This is a genomic window from Mojavia sp., from assembly GCF_059505145.1.
Genome location: NZ_JCACKA010000065.1, coordinates 45,363 through 64,537 on the forward strand (window position 1 = coordinate 45,363; position 19,175 = coordinate 64,537).

Below are 19,175 nucleotides of genomic sequence, written 5' to 3' on the forward strand. Positions count from 1 at the left end.
TTAATAATGGTTACGCTGTAATAAAGAAAACTAATATTTATTATAAGCGCCAATTATTAATATTGGTAGGAGGTAATGTTGGAATATCAACATAGAATTATTGGTAAATGATTCTGTCATACTTTGCCAAGCTCCCATTATTTATATAGTCTTGCTATTAATGCTAGCGATGTTTAGTGAAAAATTGGTGTAATGGCTACAAGCATTTTTTTAAGTTTACTACCGAACATTATTTTCGTTTTTAGTAGTTAAAAAATAATATAATTGCATTTTATTATAGTAATTTAATCAGCAGTATTCATTATGTTTATAGTTTTATTCATTGTTTTTTAAGTATTTTTAAAACCTATAAAAAATATCATTTTATATCTGCTGTGAGTTCATATTAAAGATAAAATATGCAATTAATTACGAATAAGATTACTAAGATAATCATTTAAAAAATCTTACGATTTAATAAAGCGAATATTGTAGATTGAATAGGTTTTCAATCAAACATTGCTTCCTAAAAAAACATTTGTGATGTATTACACAAGTAGTATTCTAAAATCCTCTGTTACATCAAATAAATCTACTATTAATGAACAGTTACCCCAACGACTATTCCCTCGTAGGGAAGTAATGCCACCACGTAATGACGTACTGTGGCGTATTGAGCGTGGAGCAGTTCGTAGTTTAACTTGGAGTGAAGAGGGAACATTTATCACTTTAGGCTATTGGGGGCCAGGTGATATAATTGGATATCCTTTGTCTAGAGTCAAACCTTATCAAATTGAATGTTTGACGAGTGTGGAAGTGAGCATTTTACCACCTCAGCTTTGGTATCAAGATATCAATGCTTTGTTATCCCACATTCAGCAATCTGAAGAGCTTTTAAGCATAGTACATCGTAAACCAACTTCGCTACGTTTGTGGCATTTTTTGGTTTGGTTAAGTGGAAAATTCGGTCGTGATGTAGAACAGGGTAGGCTGGTTGACATAACTCTCACCCATCAAGAAATTGCAGAAGTGTTAAATATAACAAGAGTAACTGTAACTCGTCTTCTCCAGCAATTTGAAGAAGAAGGAAGTCTTTTACGTTATAAACGCCTTATTATTCTTTATTTAGCGAATTAAATAACTATAAATTCATTTAAAATCATGGTAGTTGAATGGTAAATTAACAAGAGAATTTGGTATTATACTTACCAGATTAATAAGTAAATTCCTTAAAAATAAAATTTTTTGGGAATTATGCTTTGGAGTGAATTAGTTAGGTGTGAGCGAGAGTAAGATTATGAAAAAAGCATTCTGGGATCTTATCAAGGTCAGTCCAGTTATTGTTGCTGCGACCTTTTTTGCTAGTAATAGCGCCTTGGCTGCTGAAGCCGAAGAACCGATAACTGCTGTTACCGAGTTGTCACAAGAATCTAACAGCATGGAACAAGTTACATCCGTTTCGCAATTTTCGGATGTGCAGCCTACAGATTGGGCATTCCAAGCTTTGCAATCTTTAGTTGAACGCTATGGCTGTATAGCAGGTTATCCCAATGGAACTTACCGGGGCAACCGTGCTTTGACTCGTTACGAATTTGCCGCAGGTTTGAACGCTTGCTTAGATAGAGTTAACGAACTAATTGCGACAGCTACCGCTGACTTGGTAACTAAACAAGACCTTGCTACCCTACAGCGTTTACAAGAAGAATTTTCTGCTGAATTAGCTACCCTACGGGGTCGTGTGGATTCTTTAGAAGCTCGTACTGCTGAACTAGAAGCTAATCAATTCTCTACAACAACCAAGCTGTCTGGGGAAGTAATTTTCAACATATCTGAACCTTTCGGTGATACGAGAGTTGGCGGTGCTGACTTAGATGCCAACACTGTCTTTTCTGACCGGGTTCGTTTGAGCTTGCTTAGTAGCTTTACAGGTAAAGACCAATTACAAATCCGGTTGCAAGCAGCAAATACACTCTCCAACGCTGGTGTAACTGGTACAAACATGACCCGCTTGAGCTTTGATGGGGGCGTTAACAACAGCGTTGAAATTGATAAAATTAACTACGCTTTTAACCTGAGTGACGCAATACGTATCAAGGTTGACGCTAATAATGCTGAGTTATACGAGAACGTCAACACCTTTAACCCAGACTTTGCCAGTTCTGGTAGGGGTTCTATATCCCGCTATGGTCGTTTCAGCCCTATCTATCGCCAAGGTGCCGGTGGTGCTGGTGTGACTGTGACCTTCAATCCTAATCAAAGCCCTTTTAGCTTGAGTGCAGCTTATCTAGCTAGGACTGCTAGCAATCCTACTCCGACTAACGGGGTATTTGAAGGTGAAAATGCCATCTTTGGTCAGTTAACTTTCCAACCTAGCAAAGCCTTTAACATCGGTCTAAGCTACGCCCGCACTTATCAACCTACTCCCAACCTCTTCCAAGCAACAGGTAGCGCATTTGCTAATAACCCCTTTGGTGGTGCGCGTACTGAAGCCAATCACTATGGTGTACAAGCTACCTTCCAACCCAGCCCTAAATTGGCTTTGAGTGGTTGGGTAGGCTACACCACTGCCGATGCCCTAACTGGTGCTGCAAGAGATGCAGAGTTTTTATACTGGGCTGCTTCGCTTGGTGTGCGAGACTTGGGTAGTAAAGGAAACGTTTTGGGTCTTCTGTTTGGTCAACCACCTAAAGTAACTGGTGGTACTGGTATTGCTACAGATCCCAGCACTTCTTATCATTTAGAAGGTCTCTACAAGGTGCAGGTATCGGATAACATTCAAGTTACCCCTGGCTTGTTGGTGATTTTCAATCCAGAGCATAACGACATTAACGACACTATCTACGTTGGTACTCTCCGTACTACCTTCACTTTCTAAAATGCATACTAAGTTAGTAGTGCTACTACTAACTTGTTAGTCACAATATGAATCAGCAAAAGCCCGTTCTTATAGACCGGGCTTTTGCTGACGCAAAAAAGGCTATGTAGGATTACAATCTTGCTGGGTGGACAGATCCGTTGGAGGGCGATCGCTACTCCAAGCCCACCATGCACAACCACAGTGGCAATTGTAAAATTCTTGCCATTTACGGCGATATTCTTCTGTAGTTACAGGCGATCGCCGATTTATCCAAACTTGTAAAGCTTCTAGGCTACTGGCATTGCAGCTAGGACAGCAAAACTTATAAGCATGAATTGCCTGATTCGTCCATTCAGGTGGGAAGGGAGCAAAAGCGTCCATGTAGTTAAAATTTTAGTCTTAATGGTTATCCAAAACTTTAACGTTTTGAACTTGTAGCCAAACGGGTGGATACTATAGAATCCGGTCACACTATATACTTGCTTAACCAGTATTCTGATGGCTTGGTCTATCTCTTTTACAAGTCTTAATTTGCAGAGGTTTTCACTTAAATTACCCTCATCTTCAAAGTTTGTGACAATTTCGCACAAATCAAAAGGTAGCATGAAAACTTTATCTTTTGCATAATTAATTACTATGCTTATGATGGCTAATAGCTAAATTATGGAGCCAAACGTTGAAATCCGCCGTCTGTTAGATGTAATGCCTGCTTCGGGACGAATGACGGCAAAAATCGTCAGTAAGCCTGAACAAGCAAAGGTAATTGATGCTTCATTTCCGCTACCCTGGAGTCACGAGCGACCTATATATATTAATTTCGATTTATGGTTCCGCCTGACAAAACCACAACGAGACTTGCTGCTGTTGCAAATGGTTAGCTGGTTGATAGGGGTGAAGTGGTTCAAACCAGACATTTATCAAGGTGTGGTATTGCTGGGGTTGTTGGGTGGATTAATAGAGTCAACGCAGTCTGATGTAGTGGGTGTAGTAATAGGTGCAGGATTAAGTGCGATCGCATTAGTTCGCATCTGGCGCACCAACAAATCTCAAGATGTAGAATTAAATGCCGATGCAGCCGCAATTAGAATCGCGCAGCGACGGGGTTACTCAGAAGCTGAAGCCGCCCAACATCTATTATCCGCAATTGAGGCGACAGCAAAAATTGAAGGACGTTCTAGTTTAAATTTTATCGAGTTGATTCGTTGCCAAAACTTACGGGCGATCGCTGGTTTGTCACCAGTGGGTGTACCGGAAAATTACAGACATTAGCAGAAAATTGGCAATTTTGGCGCAGATAAATTAATTTAGGCATACTGACTGTAATACCTGAGAAGGTGGCATGAAAGCTAAAATGTAGACAACATTAACTCCATAGCCCTCAGACCTCGCAAAAAATCATACTCTAGTTTCTAGAAGGTGTGTAAAGCCTTAAAGTAAAGTTATCCAGAGACATTGTGCCAGATAAATTTTGCGTATTTATTAGCTGAAACTGAGACGATATAACTTGCTGAATTTTCTGTTTTTCCTTTTCTATTTCCGATTCTGTTTCCAAACGTGACCACACAGGATCACTACTGTCTAACCAGAGTAGGCGAGGATACTGCCCAGCTTCATTTATTAAGACTTTTTCTAAAGAAGTTGCCAGATTTGCAGGCTTGTCAGCTAGTAGCCTAACAGGAGCTTTCGAGGGAATATAATAAGCTAAACGCATAACATGACCCCAAGCTTTGGAATTCAGAGCAATTAAGGTTGGCTGATTTACATCTTGTAAAATTAAATCGGCAACTGAATGGAAAACTGAGCGTTGCCGTAGACTAAAATCACTAATACTAATAGTGAGATACAAAAGCAATAAACCAGTTGCTACAGGTGTACGCCATTGCACAGAGACCGCTCGTTCTACCCATAAAGCCAGCAATAATAAACAGCCGGGGAGAATAATGATCATAGTCCTTCCCCAGCCAAACCCCAAGGTAAATTTTTGAGTCGCAATATCTACTCCTAAGGCTAGTAACAAGGGCACAATTCCTAATATTAAAGCTACTCCTAAGTTTGTTTGCTCACCTTTTTGCCAAAGGCTGATACTACAAGTCAAAAGTAGTAAAATTACCAAGCAACCTGCTGTGGCCACGCTCAGGGAAGGTAAACTGGTTACCCAATCTCCTAGAAGTAAATTAGTACCCAAAGTTTGAGCAATATCCTGTAAGTGATGTAACCATGCAAACCCAACTTCTTTTGCTGCACCAAAACGTTTTAAATCAGCATTACGAAGCTGCTTGATGGTTCCCCATAGCATCCAAGGAATGGTTAATAAAACTCCTGCCCCCAAACGTAATCCGTGCTGCCACCAATTCTGCCGATCAAGGTAAACTACTAAGACTGCTAAAACAACCACCCAATAAACATATAAATAAAAGGTCAGTAGGCCAGCAGCAGTAGAGCCGATCAAAAGACTATTCCATAGCAATTGGCTGCGAAGATTTTTGGTACTTTGAGTATTCTGCTGATAAATTAGATGCAGCAGTGCCCATGCACTTAGTGTTACCCACAAAACTAGGGGAGCATACATCCGAATATTGAGAGAGTGGAATAAATAAAACGGATTAATTCCTATTAGTGCAGCCAGGAGTAGTCCGCCACGATGTCCTATGAAAACCCTACCTAACCCATAGGCGCTGCCTATAGCGGCAATACTGAATAATGTATTTAGGCTCCGCATTGCTGCTTCGCTGTTACCGAAAAGACGCAGCCAGAAATGTTGACTCAAAAAAAATAGTGGTGGATGAGGTTCTCCTCCTAATAGACTCCGAATTAGCTGAATAAAGGTTGAGAAAACCTCGCGCAAACCTGCCTCAATTGGTAAGCTCAACAAGGATGTGTATTCTGCCAATACAGCTGGTGTATCGCCAGGGGTTTGGTAAGCACCCTTTTGTCCGCTAGAAAGAAGTAGTGATAAAACTTCGTCATACCACAACTCCCGGTTTCCTAAATTCAACATTCTTAGCACTATTGCGATCGCAATAACAATTAGCGCTAATTTTTCTACAGAAAAAAGCTTTTTCATGTTAGTGATTAGTAAGCTTGGATTAATCAATCAGTTGGCTGGGATAACAGTTTTGCGATTCAATAAATAATATTTTTATTTTTTATTGGAATTTTGATAATTAATAAAAAACTGGTAAATTCTTATTAGCGAACTCCATTTATTTTGTTTAAATAATCTCAATTATTAAAGCTTTATACTATGGAAGGATAATTGTAATTTTTTATTTACGCAAAATCATTGTAATTAGTTATTGATAAGCTGGCATAAGTTTACCAGTTAAACTTATGCCAGCTTATAAAATATAGTTAGCAATGACTAGGTAAGATATACGTATTTTTTTGAAACTGTGAAATTTGGTATTAATAATAAAATTTAAAAAGAACTATATTATGTAGTAAAATAAAAATATATTTTCTATAATCAAAATTCTTCTAAAGTTGTCCAATAAACGCTGTTGCGTCTGCGATGCGTGTCTAGGATTTTAGCCTCATCAAGATTTCCTGGCAAAATAGTAGGAGTAACCTGGTTGTCACTGATGCGCTGTGAAGCATAAAACTGTTGATGGTATTCTTGACCGTGCTCTGATGGGGTACGATATATCTCTCGCAGAGGGATTGGTATTATTAAAGCAAACAGACCCAGAGGCGATCGCTGCCATTCGGATGACAGCTGATAAACTCCGCCACACTCAAGCTAGTGATACGGTAACTTACGTAATTAACCGTAATATTAACTTTACTAATATCTGTGAGCAGCACTGTAGTTTTTGTGCATTTCGTCGGGATGATGGTGATGTAGGTGCTTACTGGTTAGATTGGGCACAAATTTTGGAAAAGGCGACAGATGGAGTGCGGCGGGGAGCAACGGAAATCTGTATGCAGGGGGGATTGAATCCACAGGCGAAAATCAACGATAAATCTTTGCCTTATTATCTCAAGCTGGTGGAAACCATCAAGCAGGAATTTCCCCAAGTACACTTACACGCATTCTCTCCTCAGGAAGTGCAATTTATCGCCAGAGTGGATGGACTTGAGTATGCTGATGTCATTGCGGCATTACAAGATGCTGGTGTAGGCTCAATGCCAGGAACAGCCGCTGAGGTGTTAGATGATGAAGTGCGGCGGGTACTGTGTCCAGAGAAGATTGACACAGCCACTTGGCTAGAAATTGTTAGTACAGCCCACAAATTAGGCTTGCATACTACTAGCACGATGCTATCAGGGCATATTGAAACACCAGAACAGCAAATAGGACATTTAGAAAAATTGCGATCGCTCCAACAAACTGCCATCAATCAAGGATATCCAGCGAAAATTACCGAGTTCATTGTATTGCCATTTGTTGGGCAAGAAGCTCCTAAACCCTTACGTCGTCGTGTGGGGCGCGATCAACCAATTTTAAATGATGCCCTACTACTGGGTGCTGTGGCGCGGATTTTCTTAGGTAATTGGATTCCTAATCATCAGCCGAGTTGGGTAAAACTGGGGCTTGCTGGCGCTAAGGAAGCTTTAGTTTGGGGCTGTAACGATATTGGTGGCACATTGATGGAAGAGCATATTACTACAATGGCTGGTGCTGTGGGTGGTACATGCATGGAAGTAGAAACTTTACAAATGGCGATCGCTTCTATAGGAAGACCTTACCAGCAAAGAGATACTCTGTATCAGAAAGTATGAACCATAAACTAAGAGAAAAATTCCCTAATCATCCTTGATCCTTCATCCTTACTCCTGATCCCCAGGATACCAATCCAAGATACGATGGACGTTGATTTATGCGTTGTTTCACTAAATGCTTATGAAGCGCTATTGGTCGCGTCTGCTTGCCCTAGTTTTAGTTGTATCCATCAGCTTAATGGGCTGTTCTAGTCCGGATAGTTTGACAGGGGATTATCGTCAGGACACCTTAGCTGTAGTCCAGATTATGAGAAATGTCCTAGAGTTATCACAAGATTCACCAAACAAGGCAGCAATTCAAGCAGAAGCGCGTCAAAAAATTAACGACTTTTCAGCTCGCTACCAACGAGCTAACTCTGTTTCTGGTCTTAGCTCGTTTACCACTATGCGAACAGCTCTAAATTCCCTAGCCGGACACTACAGTTCTTACCCAAATCGTCCTGTACCACAAAAACTTAAAAATCGCCTAGAACAAGAGTTCAATCAAGTAGAGGCAGCGCTAAAGCGTGGTTCTTAACTATCCGCGCAGCTAAGTCAAGAGTCTAAACTTGAGACTCTTGACTACTTGGTCGAGTATGTTTGAATCAGTTAAATAGTTTTTGAATTTGAATTTTGAATTACATATAATATCCCAGAGTATTGTCATTGACGACAAATCAAGCAACTCAAAATTGAGACGAACTTAACTCAATAAAAAATGTGGCAACAGAAATAGGGGTTTAGGAGTCTTTCAAAACTAGGCTCCAAAACCCCTATTTTTACAATATAGAATTTGATACACATTGCCCTAAGTCGTTTGATTTGGGGTTTATGATTATACCTCTTACACAAGTGTCTTTTACAAGGGATAGGCAAAGGATTATAGGAGAAAGGAAAAAGCAGAATTATATTGCTTTTACCCTTGACCTTTAACTTTTACCTGATTTTTCCCAGAAGTCTATTGTTTTGTTCATCTACTTTTAAGTATGTCTAACCGTTCCTTAAACGTTGCAAAATCAATGTTATTTTGGCGACGCCTATTCGCTGTCGTTTTCAGTAGTAGTCTGTTAATTCCCAGTTTTGGTAACCAACCAGCAGAGGCACAAGTAACGGAATATTGCCAATTATCACCAACAGTTGCAAATGAAAAAGAAAAGTTACGCCTTTCAGCACTAAGAGGCAATAAAGATGCCCAGAAGCGCTACCAACAGATGTTAAAACAACACGCACAAGAAATACAGCAATGCCGTAGTCGCACTTGGCCACAAACTCAGGCACTGTGGTTGCGTTTGTATCCCTGCGATATTCAGCCCGGAGTGCTGGATAAAATTATGGATCGAATTGTCAACCGTGGTTATAACCAAGTTTATTTGGAAGTATTTTATGACGGACAGGTACTTTTGCCAGCAGCCGCCAACCCCACAATTTGGCCTTCTGTGATTCGTACCCCAGGGGCAGAAAAAGTGGATTTACTAGCCACTGCAATTCAAAAAGGGCGACAACGCGGTTTAAAAGTCTATGCCTGGATGTTCACTATCAATTTCGGCTATACCTACGCCCAACGTCGAGATAGAGAAGATGCGATCGCCCGTAATGGCAAAGGTCAGACGAGCTTATATGTTGTAGATAACAGTCCTCAAGTATTTATTGACCCCTACAATTTGCAAGCAAAACGCGACTATTACCAAATGGTACAAGAGGTGTTGCGCCGTCGGCCAGATGGGCTGCTATTTGACTATGTGCGCTATCCACGACAAACAGGAAGTAATTCTGTCGCTACCAAAGTCACAGATTTATGGTTATATAGTTCAGCAACTCAACAAGCTTTATTTCAACGAGCGCAAAATAACAAAGGATTGGACTTGATTCGCCGCTTTTTGGGTAAGGGATATATAACCGCAGGAGATATTGCTGAAGTAGATCAACTTTATCCTCAGGAAGGAGAACCCCTTTGGCAAGGTCGTACTTTAGCGCCACAGCAAAAGTCCATCCTGACTCCCACCGATAGACAACCGCTTTTGCAATGGGATTTGTGGCTGCTCTGCGTTGCCCATGCGATGCAAGGTATCGTGGATTTTGTAGCCTTAGCGACTCTCCCAGTAAAGCAGCAAAAGATTCCCGCAGGAGTGGTGTTTTTCTCAGATGGTAACCAAACATTAGGACAAGGTTATGATTCTCGCTTACAACCTTGGGATAGGTTCCCTAGTTCGTTACAATGGCATCCAATGGCTTATGGGGCTTGCGGTAACGCCAGTTGTATTGTGACGCAAGTACAACGGGTTTTGAGCATGGCGCAACCAGGTACACAAGTGATTCCAGCTCTAGCGGGTAAGTGGGGAGCATCGATCAGCAATCGTCCATCCCTAGAAGCACAAATGCAGGCACTCCGCCAATTTTCTCCTCAGCTGAAGGGAGTGAGCCATTTTGCTTATTCTTGGCAATACCCTCAGGATGATAGCGATCGCAAATTCTGTCGGAATCAATGATTACCAGGATTGATTATACAAGTAGGGGGAGAATCTTGCTTAGTTGTCTACCTCCCCTTTGTTTGTAGGAGTGATTGCCTTACTTCGTCTCCATCCAATTTTCACCCGCACGCACATCCACTATCAAAGGCACACTCAACTGCACAGCATTTTCCATCACAGATTTAATTTGTGGTTGTAATTCTTCCCACTCATCGGGCGGGACTTCAAATACTAATTCATCGTGAACTTGCAACAACAAACGCGCCTGATATTTAGATAAGACCTCATGCAATCTCACCATTGCAATTTTGATAATATCGGCGCTAGAACCTTGAATGGGTGCATTAGCAGCGGAGCGCAGTAAACCTGCATCATAAGCACCTAAATTCTTCAATTTACTTAGGTCAATATCTTCTGGTTTGCTACCTTTTAGTTTGCGTAAACTGTTAATAGTAAAATCAAAATAACGGCGACGACCGAGAATAGTTTCTACATAACCTTGGGCGATCGCTTCTTTTTTCATCCGCTCTAAATATGCGAATACTTTCGCATAACGTTCGTTAAAGCGTTTAATAAATTCGTTAGCAACAGCTTTATCTATCCCAGTTGAACGCGAAAATCTTAGAGAACCCATTCCATAAATCACACCAAAATTGATAGTTTTCGCCACCCTTCGTTCATCTGATGTGATATCTTCTTTCTCAAACACCAACCTTCCTGTCACTGTGTGAATATCTTCATTTTGCTGATAGGCTTGCACCAATATTGGCTCTTGACTCAAATGAGCTAAAATCCGCAACTCAATTTGCGAGTAATCAGCAGCCACCATTAACCAGGTTGGTTCTGGCAAAAATGCTTTCCGAATTTGGCGACTAAAAGCTGTACGAATGGGGATATTTTGTAAATTTGGATTAGAAGAAGATAATCTGCCAGTTGATGTCGCCGTTTGATTAAAATCAGTATGAACTCGCTGGGTATCTAGACGCACCAATGCTGGTAGAGCATCCACATAAGTAGACTTTAATTTAGATAGAGTACGGTACTCAATGATGGCATCAACAAAACCAGTTTTATCAATTTCTTGGAGCTTTTCCAAAGTTGCTGCATCCGTAGAGTAACCTGTTTGAATTTTACGGGAATATTTAGTACTTAATCCTAATTTTTCAAACAATATCTGGCTCAATTTTTTGGGAGAACCCAGGTTAAATTTTTCTCCAGCTATCTCAGTAGCTTTTTCCTCCAGCTTTGCTAAATCTATTTCCAATTGCTGCGAAAGTTCTTTTAAGTAAGCTGAATCAATGCGGACACCTGTATATTCCATTTCCGCTAAAACTTCTTCTAGCGGCTGTTCCACTTCCATCAATAGCTTATCCAAAACTGGAAACTTCTCCAGTTCCTCACGCAATTTTGCTACCAGTTGAAATGTGGCATAAACTTGCAAACAACAGTAATCTGTTACAGCAGAGATATCTATATCAGCAATGGTTTTTCCCTTGGGAACTAAATCCACATAATTTTGCAGCGATAATCCTAAATATCGCAGTGCCAAATCACTCAAATTATGGCTAGTATCTGGATTCAGAACGTAACTCGCTAGCATCGGATCAAACACAACTCCCGCCAAGTTAATTCCTTGACAACGGAAAACTAAGCGGTCAAATTTTCCATTCTGAAATGTCTTAGGATAAGTGGCACTTTCAAGAATGGGGCGTAGTGCTGCTAGCGCCACATCTTTATTTAAATTTTCCCCTGTTTTATGGCCAAGGGGAATATAAGCTGATTCCTCTGGTTCAGTTCCCCAACAGCAGCCAATTCCTACTAAATCAGCATCCCGTGGTTCTAAATCGCTAGTCTCTGTGTCCCAAGCAACAGGTATTTCTGGATTAGTAAATTGTTGCAACACTTTTACCAACTTAGTGAGTTTGGCTTCAGTATCAATAATGCTTGGTTGAATTTGTGAAACAGGTTGCTGTTGTGCGGCTTGTGTGTCAGAAAAACTGAAAAATGAAAGGTCTGCGTCTTCAAATTCGGGTTCAGTATCAACAGTTTCTGCTTTTGGTGCTGCTTCAATTTTGCCACCAAACTGTTGCTGAATTTCGTTAATTTTGCCTAAAAATTTATTTAATTCTAACTTTTCTAAAATTGGTGTGAGAATGCTGGCATCAAACCCTGTTAATTTACAATCTTCTAAGTTAACTTCTAAAGGAACATCAAGAACTATACTTGCCAAGTAGCGAGATTTTTGCGCGTCTTCTCTACCTTCTGCCAGTTTTTTCTGAGTTGCTCCTTTAATATCGTTCAATGCGGTATAGATCTGTTCCAGAGAATTATGGGTATTGAGTAGCTGTACTGCTGTTTTTTCCCCAATTCCCTTGACTCCAGGAATATTATCAGATTTATCCCCACAAAGCGCTTTGAAATCAACAACTTGCGAAGGTAAGATACCCAGTTTTTCTTTAACTTCTGCTACACCAAATTCGACAATGCTAGATGTAGAGCGCTTCCAGGCGTCTGGACTAAAATACAGAACAGTGATTTCTTTTTCTGGGTCGATTAGTTGAAATAAATCGCGATCGCCTGTGAGAATCTTCACTTTATACCCAGCGGCAGTTGCTCTTTGTGCTAAGGTTCCCAAAACATCATCTGCCTCATAACCAGGAGCAGTAAAAATCGGCAGATTGAAGCCTTCTAGTAACTCGTGCAAATTTTTCAAGTCAGGAACAAAGTCTTCTGGCGTTCCTGGGCGATCGGCTTTGTAGGTATCGTCAGCTTCATGACGAAAAGTTGGCAAACCTAAATCAAAGGCTACCGCCATTGCTTGTGGCTGTTGTGTTGCCATTACCTCTAGCAGCGACTTAAGAAAGCCAAAACATACACTAGTAGGAATCCCTGCTTTGGTACGTAGTCCGCCATCTCGTCCTTTGGCAAAAGCAAAGTATGAACGAAAGGCCAGCGAGTGCCCATCTACGAGGATGAACGTGGGGCGTGTTGCGGTTGTAGAAGAGGAAGTTTGAGACATAGCCTTATTTTAGCCAGAAGCTTACATCCTGGTACTCCGGTACTAGGTACGATTTCTGCTGGGGTTTGATAATGGTGATGCAGTTTCAGCATATCAATTGCTCTTGCACTTCACAGAACGATTCAACCCTGTGGAACAAATTCGGGCACAATCTCCGTAAAAACTATGAGAGACCACTGAAAATTCAGTGCGGATTTAAAAACTAGTACTACTACCACATAATTAAAAATTTAAAAAACTAAAACCTTTTGTTGTAAACTTTCAAATTTTTGTAGGAGAGCCAGTTTATTGCTGCACCTAATTTCTAGTTATCAATAACAAATTTCCGCTTCTTTAACTTAACTTGGAATGGTCAATTTCAAATTTAGTATTTTTAAATCCGCTTCATTATCAAAAATTCATACAAATTTAAGTATATTTAGCAAGCCTAGAAGCAAAAGTTTAGAGTTAGAAATAAATGAGGAATCTAGCAATCATCTTTTCAGAAAATATTATTCTATGAATTCCAAAATTTTTAATGCTTTAGCTGCTGCTACGACCTTAGCAGGTATTGTCACTACAACTGGAGCAGCTAATGCAGCTTCTCTGTCATTTTCTACTTCTACAGGTTTTGCACGTACAGATTATGAAACAAATCTTAGTGTTAAACAATTTAATTCATCTCTAGGTGAGCTTCAAAGTGTCACAATAAAATATCAAGCCGATCTGAAAGCAGATGGACAACTAACAAATACAGGGCCAAACTCTAGCAAGACAACAATTATTCTTGGTGGTGAAACTTATGGTACTAACCTCAGCTTAAATCTCAAGGATGAGTTTAATATCGATCTCAGTCCCACAAAAACCTCTAATTTCACAATTGCTGGCTTTTCTACAATCTCAATTCCAGAACAGATAACCACAGGCTCAACTACTAAGACTTTAACTAAAGGTCTGGATAATTTGAATCCTTTCATCGGTAATGCAAATTTAGACTTTTTGTTCACAGCAATAGCTCGCTCAGTGGTGATAGGGCCGGGTAACGTATCATCTCAAATCAATACATTTGCTCAAGGATCGCTCGAAGTTACATATAATTACAACGAACTACCTCAGCCAATACCTGAATCATCTCCGATACTTGGGATTGGTCTAATTGCAGGGCTGGGTTTACTAACACAAAGCAAAAAAAGTCGGCACAAAGTTTCTAACCTATAGGCTTTATAGAATGGGTAAATTTCTTTGTATTTGCCAATAAACTTGCTTGTGCAATGGTAACTTTCAAGTATAAGTCTCAGTTGCCAACTCATTTTTAAACTGGTAGTAATTTACCAGTTTTTGATGATTATTTTAAGATTTCCTCTATGAATATAAGCCTGGATTCAATTAAAATCCGGGCTTTTTGCGTAAATGTAGATGTTTTATTAAAAAAAACTAATGAATAAAGAATGTTAATTAATAACGAATAGATTCTATCCATTATAGTATTTTTTGGAATTAGCTAGGCTCATCAATATTATTCATAAAATCAATCTACTTTGTCTGAATTACCTCCCAATATTGCCTAGAGCCTGTTACCCTCTTACTGGGAGTTCAAACATCCTTTTAGGATTTTATGCACACAGCATCTGCTACTCATTTGGCATCCATTAACAATCAGGCTATGGCTACAGAAGGTATTAAACTATTGGTTTTAGATATAGATGGCACAATTTCTGGACAGTCAAACACTATAAGCACACCTGTAAAGCAAGCGATCACAGCAGCACAAGCACGAGGAATTCAAGTAGCGATCGCCACCGGTCGGATGTATCGCTCTGCTTTGCGCTTTCACCAAGAAATTAGCTCTGTCTTACCATTAGCAGCCTATCAAGGAGCCTGGATTCAAGACCCAGCCACCCAGAAAATTCATCGCCATTTAGCTGTTTCTAGAGAAGTTGCACATCAGCTACTAGATTATTTTGAACAACCTCAGTTGCGATCACTCCTCTCTGTCCATTTCTACATTAATGACCAGCTTTACGTGCGAGAGTTAACTAGAGAAACTCAAATTTATGCGGAACGTTCTGGTATTACTGCGATTCCCGTAGGTGATTTACGTCGCGTTTTAACTAATGAACCAACAAAAGTTTTGGCCTTGTGTGATGACACAGATGTAATCGACAACTTATTAGGCAATTTGCGTCGCCAATATACACCTGCTGAACTTTATCTCACAACATCTGTTGCTACATTCTTTGAAGCAACTAACGCCTCTGTCAACAAAGGAACTGCTGTGCGTTACTTAGCTGAAGAATTACTGGGATTACAAAGAGCCAACGTCATGACTATTGGCGATAATTTCAATGATTTAGAAATGCTAGAGTACGCTGGCATTGGTGTAGCCATGGGCAATGCACCAGATGCAGTACAAGCGATCGCTCAATGGGTAGCTCCTACTGTAGAGGAAGATGGAGCCGCAGTAGCAATTGAAAAATTTTTAATATCTTAAAAGCACTCTTGCAAACCAGCCTTTTATAAAATCAGAAAGGACACCGACGACTGGCCGTGTTTCGTCTCGGTGCCCTTGCTGGTTCGCTCCTCACACACCTGCTAATATAGCCGATGTGATTAATCGAGTCAATAGTTGTGATAAAAAGTTCTATTTTTTCCTCAGAAGCTTTACTGTCGAATGACACGTACCTAAATAGCAAAATTACGTAGGTATTTGTTTTTTAAAATTAAATCCTAAAATAAGGATTTTTTCTGACTTTTGGGAGAAGTCAATAAAACTTCCTACCTCTAAAGATATTTATTGGCTCTTGAGTTGAGTAATAACACCCTAACTGAATTCTTGAAACTGCTTTGATTAAAAAAGTGTTTAATTAAAGAGTTACAAATTTTACTATTAGAATATTTATGAACAAAGAACCAAGCTAGTAACCTGATAATATATGCTAGTTTGGGCTGATAAGGCACAGAGGAGACAATTTCTCTCTTTAGTTAGATGTGAAATGAGCAATTAATTAATGGCAAAACCTCAAATAAATATTTCAATTCAATCCACATGTATCTACAAATTATCGAATTTATCTTGGATTCAACAAGATACGACACTACTAAGTTTATAACTCTAAGGGCGCAAATACGCCCAGTTTTTCTTCTAGCAACAATCGGAACATCCTCTGAGTAACCATTATCAATCCTAGTCTGGCTTGAGCTAACTCTAGTGAGGTAATTTTCACCTCGCCCCAAATACGGCAATTACACCAGAAGCTCTCAAAAGCTTGACTTAAATCTAGTGCTGCTTTTTGCCAGTTAACTGAACTGGCAAAAGTATGGCAGTGCAAGTCGTCTACTACTTGCACTAAGTCGCTAATCAGATGCCTCTCTGCTGGATGATTGAGGCTAAGTTGGTGCTCACAATTGAGCCAAGGTATGGGATTGGGGAAGATTAAACTCCAAAAAGCTGGCACCAATGCTCCAAGAAGTGGTTTTTGCTGCTCAAAGTTCTCGCTTGTATTAGGAAATCCTTTGCTCAGTTGAATTAATCCTTCTCGGTCAGCCAAACGCAGTAGCGAGCAGCAGCGTGCATGGGCGTATTGAACAATAAACAAGCTAGAAGGATTTTCAGTTTTGGATTGGGGATTGTGAATTTTGGTTTCTCTTGTGCTAATTGCGCCTTCTTCCCCTAAGTTACCAACAGCGAGATTTTGTAACCAAGCCGCTAAGATTGGGTGCGTCAATTCCAAATGAATCCAACCAGGGGGAACAATTTGAACAGTGAAAACGTCTTCACAGGTCGCCGATAAATCAGAGGCGATCGCACTGGCAATCTTCACAGCTTCTTGATTCTGAGATTTTGCTAACTGCTGGGCTATACCTGTAATATACAAAATCCTTCTCTTGTCTCTACCTTTATATAGAGGCAATTCTTTATATTTTATGCATTGAATTTCCTGTTTTTTAGTATAAATACTTATAACATTTAATAAATGACTATATATTAACTGTTTAATTGCTGTATAATTACTAACTAGTAGCTTATTATGCACGTAGTTACTAGTAAATAAACTTTCATTCCAGATACCTTGATGATCTGTCATCTATCCAAAGTCATAAGTTTAATCTAGATAAAGAAAAATGAGAGTAGGATAAAATTTGATGAATATTGTATGAATAGTGGGTAAACTTTACTACCATCATTGTACAGTAAGAAGTATAACAAAAAGAGTAGAGAGCAAATTGCCTTCTACGCTTTGGATGGCTGGCGCTTTTAGGCGTTAAGTCTACCTCGCCAACACAAAGACACTCCTTGCACCTTTTTATGACGTCTTTGTCTTCAGCCGAACGCTCTTTGTTACCTATGCAATCTCCATCCTCCTTTTCAGAGGCATCACGCCCTTTTTTGACTTGGCAACGAATTCTTGATTGGGCTCAAGAACACTACCGCTGCCGCACCTTCAGCAAAGATGAGCGCATTCCAGCTCGACCTGGATTGCTATATTTGGTGCAAAGGGGTGCGATTCGTATGGTAGGAACCGCCCAGGTTAGCGCCACTGCCAGTCAGTTAACGTCTCGTCGAATTAATAGAACCCCAGAAGAAGCCTTCTTGGGTTTTGTCGGAGCGGGACAACCGTTTGAAATTGTTGCTCAGTCACCGTTCACGCTCCAAGCCTACGCTCATGTTGACCAAACTGCTGTGCTGTGGATGTACTGGCATGATTTAGATAACTGGCCTCACTTCCGTCGGGAAGTCATGGATGCCTTTAGGTACCAGCATCAGCGCAAGTTGCTGTGGCTGAGTGCTTTGGGACAACGGCGCACCATTGATCGGCTCTTAGGATTCCTTACATTGTTGATTGAGGAATATGGGGAGCCTGCAATGAGCGACACCGACCCTGATGTGATTCGCGGTTATTGTTTGCCTTTCCCCCTCACTCACGCCCAAATTGGCAGTGCGATCGGTTCGACTCGTGTCACCGTTACTCGCTTGATGGGCAAGTTGCGTCAACGTGGTTTAATCCTCACCCAAGGGGATAATCTCATTTGCTTACCAGCAGAGTCGATTAATAGAGCCAGCTAAAACGCTTCAGAATCTACCATCACTAGCAGGTGTCAGCGAATTTTGACGAACCCAGCCTGGGTAATCAGTTCCTGCCCCTGCTCAGTCAAAAGTAATTTGGCATAAGCAACCCCTGCTTGCTCCTCAATTTGGCCAGTTTCTTTGACTACGACAAACAGATTGCGAGTAATCGGGTATTTACCCGATTGAAAAGCCTCAATATTCAACTTGTTTCGTTTCCCAGGACATTCAGAAGGCAAGACAAATGGTTCTTGGTAGGGAGCAATATATTGCCCTTGCGTTCGTCCCAAAGGCAAAGGTTTTATTGAGCATTGAGGAACCACTTCTGGGGCAGAAGCGTAATAGATAGCACCAGGACTACCAGCCAACTTTTGTAAGGCTTGGGTGGTTGTAGAGACAAACTCTACTTGAGATCCGAATGGTTGACCACCCAAAATGTCTTGCACAAAAAGTTCTACTGTGCCGCCATCGGTGATACGACGGGAATATGGCTTGATCGGAATATTGGGGCCACCCAGTTGGCTCCAATTGTTAATTTTGCCAGTGTAAATCAACTTAATCTGGTCTAAAGTCAGCCCTGAAACATTGAGGTTGGCATTCACTGCTACCGCTAATCCATCAATTGCCACAGGGATTTGTTTAAGACCAAACCCGCGCTGCTGGGCACGGCTTAATTCCTGATCCAGAAATGGTCTTGAGGATTGTGCAAAAGCTAGTTGACCATCAATTAATGACTGTATGCCAGTACCAGAACCAGGGGAGGCATTGTTGGGTTCTACATATCGCAGCCGAAACTCTGGTCGCGCTAGTTGAATTGCTGGGTCAACTGCCAATCGGATTGGTGCCCAAGATGTGCTACCTCCGTAGTTAAATAATCCTACGGGGACATTTTGCACAGCAGCGAAAGTTTTGCCGCTAGCTTGTGCTGTTGGAGTTTGTGGCGTATTTTTGCTGCTAGCACTAATTTTATTCAGGTTAATAGTAGGATTTCTTGTGAACCACCAAAAGCCACCAGCTATCAGCCCAACAGTTATCACAACAGATAAAACGAGAATAGGAATTTCATTTTTTTGGGACATAAATAGTAGATAGCCCCTATTTTGGCTA

14 protein-coding genes are annotated in these 19,175 nt (G+C 40.6%); 9 read left to right on the plus strand and 5 right to left on the minus strand.

Annotated elements, in window-relative coordinates; genetic code table 11:
* Nucleotides 1–522 precede the first annotated feature (522 nt).
* A complete protein-coding gene (locus AC5JL8_RS15205; protein WP_495880681.1) occupies nucleotides 523–1,116 on the plus strand; it encodes a Crp/Fnr family transcriptional regulator in 594 nt (197 codons plus the stop codon).
* Between the two features lie 160 nt (nucleotides 1,117–1,276).
* Nucleotides 1,277–2,854, plus strand: a complete 1,578-nt coding sequence (locus AC5JL8_RS15210) for an iron uptake porin (RefSeq protein ID WP_495880620.1) — start codon at nucleotides 1,277–1,279, stop codon at nucleotides 2,852–2,854.
* Nucleotides 2,855–2,956: 102 nt separating this feature from the next.
* Here the strand turns inward: AC5JL8_RS15210 and AC5JL8_RS15215 are convergent, their stop codons facing one another.
* Nucleotides 2,957–3,217 carry a hypothetical protein gene (locus AC5JL8_RS15215; RefSeq protein ID WP_495880621.1) on the minus strand — a complete coding sequence of 87 codons (261 nt, stop codon included), beginning with the start codon at nucleotides 3,215–3,217 and terminating at the stop codon, nucleotides 2,957–2,959.
* 282 nt (nucleotides 3,218–3,499) lie between these two features.
* On the opposite strand from AC5JL8_RS15215, the gene AC5JL8_RS15220 reads away from it, so the two are divergent.
* Nucleotides 3,500–4,105 carry a DUF3318 domain-containing protein gene (locus AC5JL8_RS15220; protein ID WP_495880622.1) on the plus strand — a complete coding sequence of 202 codons (606 nt, stop codon included), beginning with the start codon at nucleotides 3,500–3,502 and terminating at the stop codon, nucleotides 4,103–4,105.
* A gap of 133 nt (nucleotides 4,106–4,238) precedes the next feature.
* On the opposite strand, the gene AC5JL8_RS15225 is transcribed toward AC5JL8_RS15220, so the two are convergent.
* Entirely contained in the window at nucleotides 4,239–5,900 is a 1,662-nt protein-coding gene (locus AC5JL8_RS15225) for a glycosyltransferase family 39 protein (RefSeq protein WP_495880623.1), read from the minus strand.
* Nucleotides 5,901–6,424: 524 nt separating this feature from the next.
* Here AC5JL8_RS15225 and cofH point away from each other — a divergent pair.
* The 3 genes from cofH (at nucleotide 6,425) to AC5JL8_RS15240 (ending at nucleotide 10,023) form a co-directional block, all read left to right on the plus strand.
* A complete protein-coding gene (gene cofH / locus AC5JL8_RS15230; protein ID WP_495880624.1) occupies nucleotides 6,425–7,558 on the plus strand; it encodes a 7,8-didemethyl-8-hydroxy-5-deazariboflavin synthase subunit CofH in 1,134 nt (377 codons plus the stop codon).
* Nucleotides 7,559–7,679: 121 nt separating this feature from the next.
* Nucleotides 7,680–8,075: a photosystem II protein Psb27 gene (psb27, locus tag AC5JL8_RS15235; RefSeq protein WP_495880625.1), complete on the plus strand. Its 396-nt coding sequence runs from the start codon at nucleotides 7,680–7,682 to the stop codon at nucleotides 8,073–8,075.
* Nucleotides 8,076–8,523: 448 nt separating this feature from the next.
* Nucleotides 8,524–10,023, plus strand: a complete 1,500-nt coding sequence (locus AC5JL8_RS15240; protein WP_495880626.1) for a family 10 glycosylhydrolase — start codon at nucleotides 8,524–8,526, stop codon at nucleotides 10,021–10,023.
* Between the two features lie 79 nt (nucleotides 10,024–10,102).
* On the opposite strand, the gene polA is transcribed toward AC5JL8_RS15240, so the two are convergent.
* A complete protein-coding gene (gene polA / locus AC5JL8_RS15245) occupies nucleotides 10,103–13,024 on the minus strand; it encodes a DNA polymerase I (protein WP_495880627.1) in 2,922 nt (973 codons plus the stop codon).
* A 498-nt stretch (nucleotides 13,025–13,522) separates the two neighbouring features.
* Here polA and AC5JL8_RS15250 point away from each other — a divergent pair, with 498 nt between their 5' ends.
* Both AC5JL8_RS15250 and AC5JL8_RS15255 read left to right on the plus strand, forming a co-directional pair.
* A complete protein-coding gene (locus tag AC5JL8_RS15250; protein ID WP_495880628.1) occupies nucleotides 13,523–14,221 on the plus strand; it encodes a choice-of-anchor E domain-containing protein in 699 nt (232 codons plus the stop codon).
* Nucleotides 14,222–14,618: 397 nt separating this feature from the next.
* Entirely contained in the window at nucleotides 14,619–15,494 is an 876-nt protein-coding gene (locus AC5JL8_RS15255) for a Cof-type HAD-IIB family hydrolase (protein WP_495880629.1), read from the plus strand.
* 613 nt (nucleotides 15,495–16,107) lie between these two features.
* Here the strand turns inward: AC5JL8_RS15255 and AC5JL8_RS15260 are convergent.
* Nucleotides 16,108–17,088, minus strand: coding sequence for a DALR anticodon-binding domain-containing protein (locus AC5JL8_RS15260; protein ID WP_495880630.1), 981 nt, complete (start codon nucleotides 17,086–17,088; stop codon nucleotides 16,108–16,110).
* A gap of 221 nt (nucleotides 17,089–17,309) precedes the next feature.
* On the opposite strand from AC5JL8_RS15260, the gene AC5JL8_RS15265 reads away from it, so the two are divergent.
* Entirely contained in the window at nucleotides 17,310–18,068 is a 759-nt protein-coding gene (locus AC5JL8_RS15265; protein WP_162396694.1) for a Crp/Fnr family transcriptional regulator, read from the plus strand.
* 32 nt (nucleotides 18,069–18,100) lie between these two features.
* On the opposite strand, the gene AC5JL8_RS15270 is transcribed toward AC5JL8_RS15265, so the two are convergent.
* The gene (locus tag AC5JL8_RS15270; protein WP_495880631.1) at nucleotides 18,101–19,147 is read right to left on the minus strand and encodes a PstS family phosphate ABC transporter substrate-binding protein; all 1,047 of its coding nucleotides are present in this window, start codon (nucleotides 19,145–19,147) and stop codon (nucleotides 18,101–18,103) included.
* Nucleotides 19,148–19,175 lie beyond the last annotated feature (28 nt).

Bases quoted from the DNA above. Each gene is read 5' to 3' on its own strand.
- AC5JL8_RS15205 (WP_495880681.1), top strand. From the start codon at position 523: ATGTATTACACAAGTAGTATTCTAAAATCCTCTGTTACATCAAATAAA.
- AC5JL8_RS15210 (WP_495880620.1), top strand. From the start codon at position 1,277: ATGAAAAAAGCATTCTGGGATCTTATCAAGGTCAGTCCAGTTATTGTT.
- AC5JL8_RS15215 (WP_495880621.1), bottom strand. From the start codon at position 3,217: ATGGACGCTTTTGCTCCCTTCCCACCTGAATGGACGAATCAGGCAATT.
- AC5JL8_RS15220 (WP_495880622.1), top strand. From the start codon at position 3,500: ATGGAGCCAAACGTTGAAATCCGCCGTCTGTTAGATGTAATGCCTGCT.
- AC5JL8_RS15225 (WP_495880623.1), bottom strand. From the start codon at position 5,900: ATGAAAAAGCTTTTTTCTGTAGAAAAATTAGCGCTAATTGTTATTGCG.
- psb27 (WP_495880625.1), top strand. From the start codon at position 7,680: ATGAAGCGCTATTGGTCGCGTCTGCTTGCCCTAGTTTTAGTTGTATCC.
- AC5JL8_RS15240 (WP_495880626.1), top strand. From the start codon at position 8,524: ATGTCTAACCGTTCCTTAAACGTTGCAAAATCAATGTTATTTTGGCGA.
- polA (WP_495880627.1), bottom strand. From the start codon at position 13,024: ATGTCTCAAACTTCCTCTTCTACAACCGCAACACGCCCCACGTTCATC.
- AC5JL8_RS15250 (WP_495880628.1), top strand. From the start codon at position 13,523: ATGAATTCCAAAATTTTTAATGCTTTAGCTGCTGCTACGACCTTAGCA.
- AC5JL8_RS15255 (WP_495880629.1), top strand. From the start codon at position 14,619: ATGCACACAGCATCTGCTACTCATTTGGCATCCATTAACAATCAGGCT.
- AC5JL8_RS15260 (WP_495880630.1), bottom strand. From the start codon at position 17,088: ATGACAGATCATCAAGGTATCTGGAATGAAAGTTTATTTACTAGTAAC.
- AC5JL8_RS15265 (WP_162396694.1), top strand. From the start codon at position 17,310: ATGACGTCTTTGTCTTCAGCCGAACGCTCTTTGTTACCTATGCAATCT.
- AC5JL8_RS15270 (WP_495880631.1), bottom strand. From the start codon at position 19,147: ATGTCCCAAAAAAATGAAATTCCTATTCTCGTTTTATCTGTTGTGATA.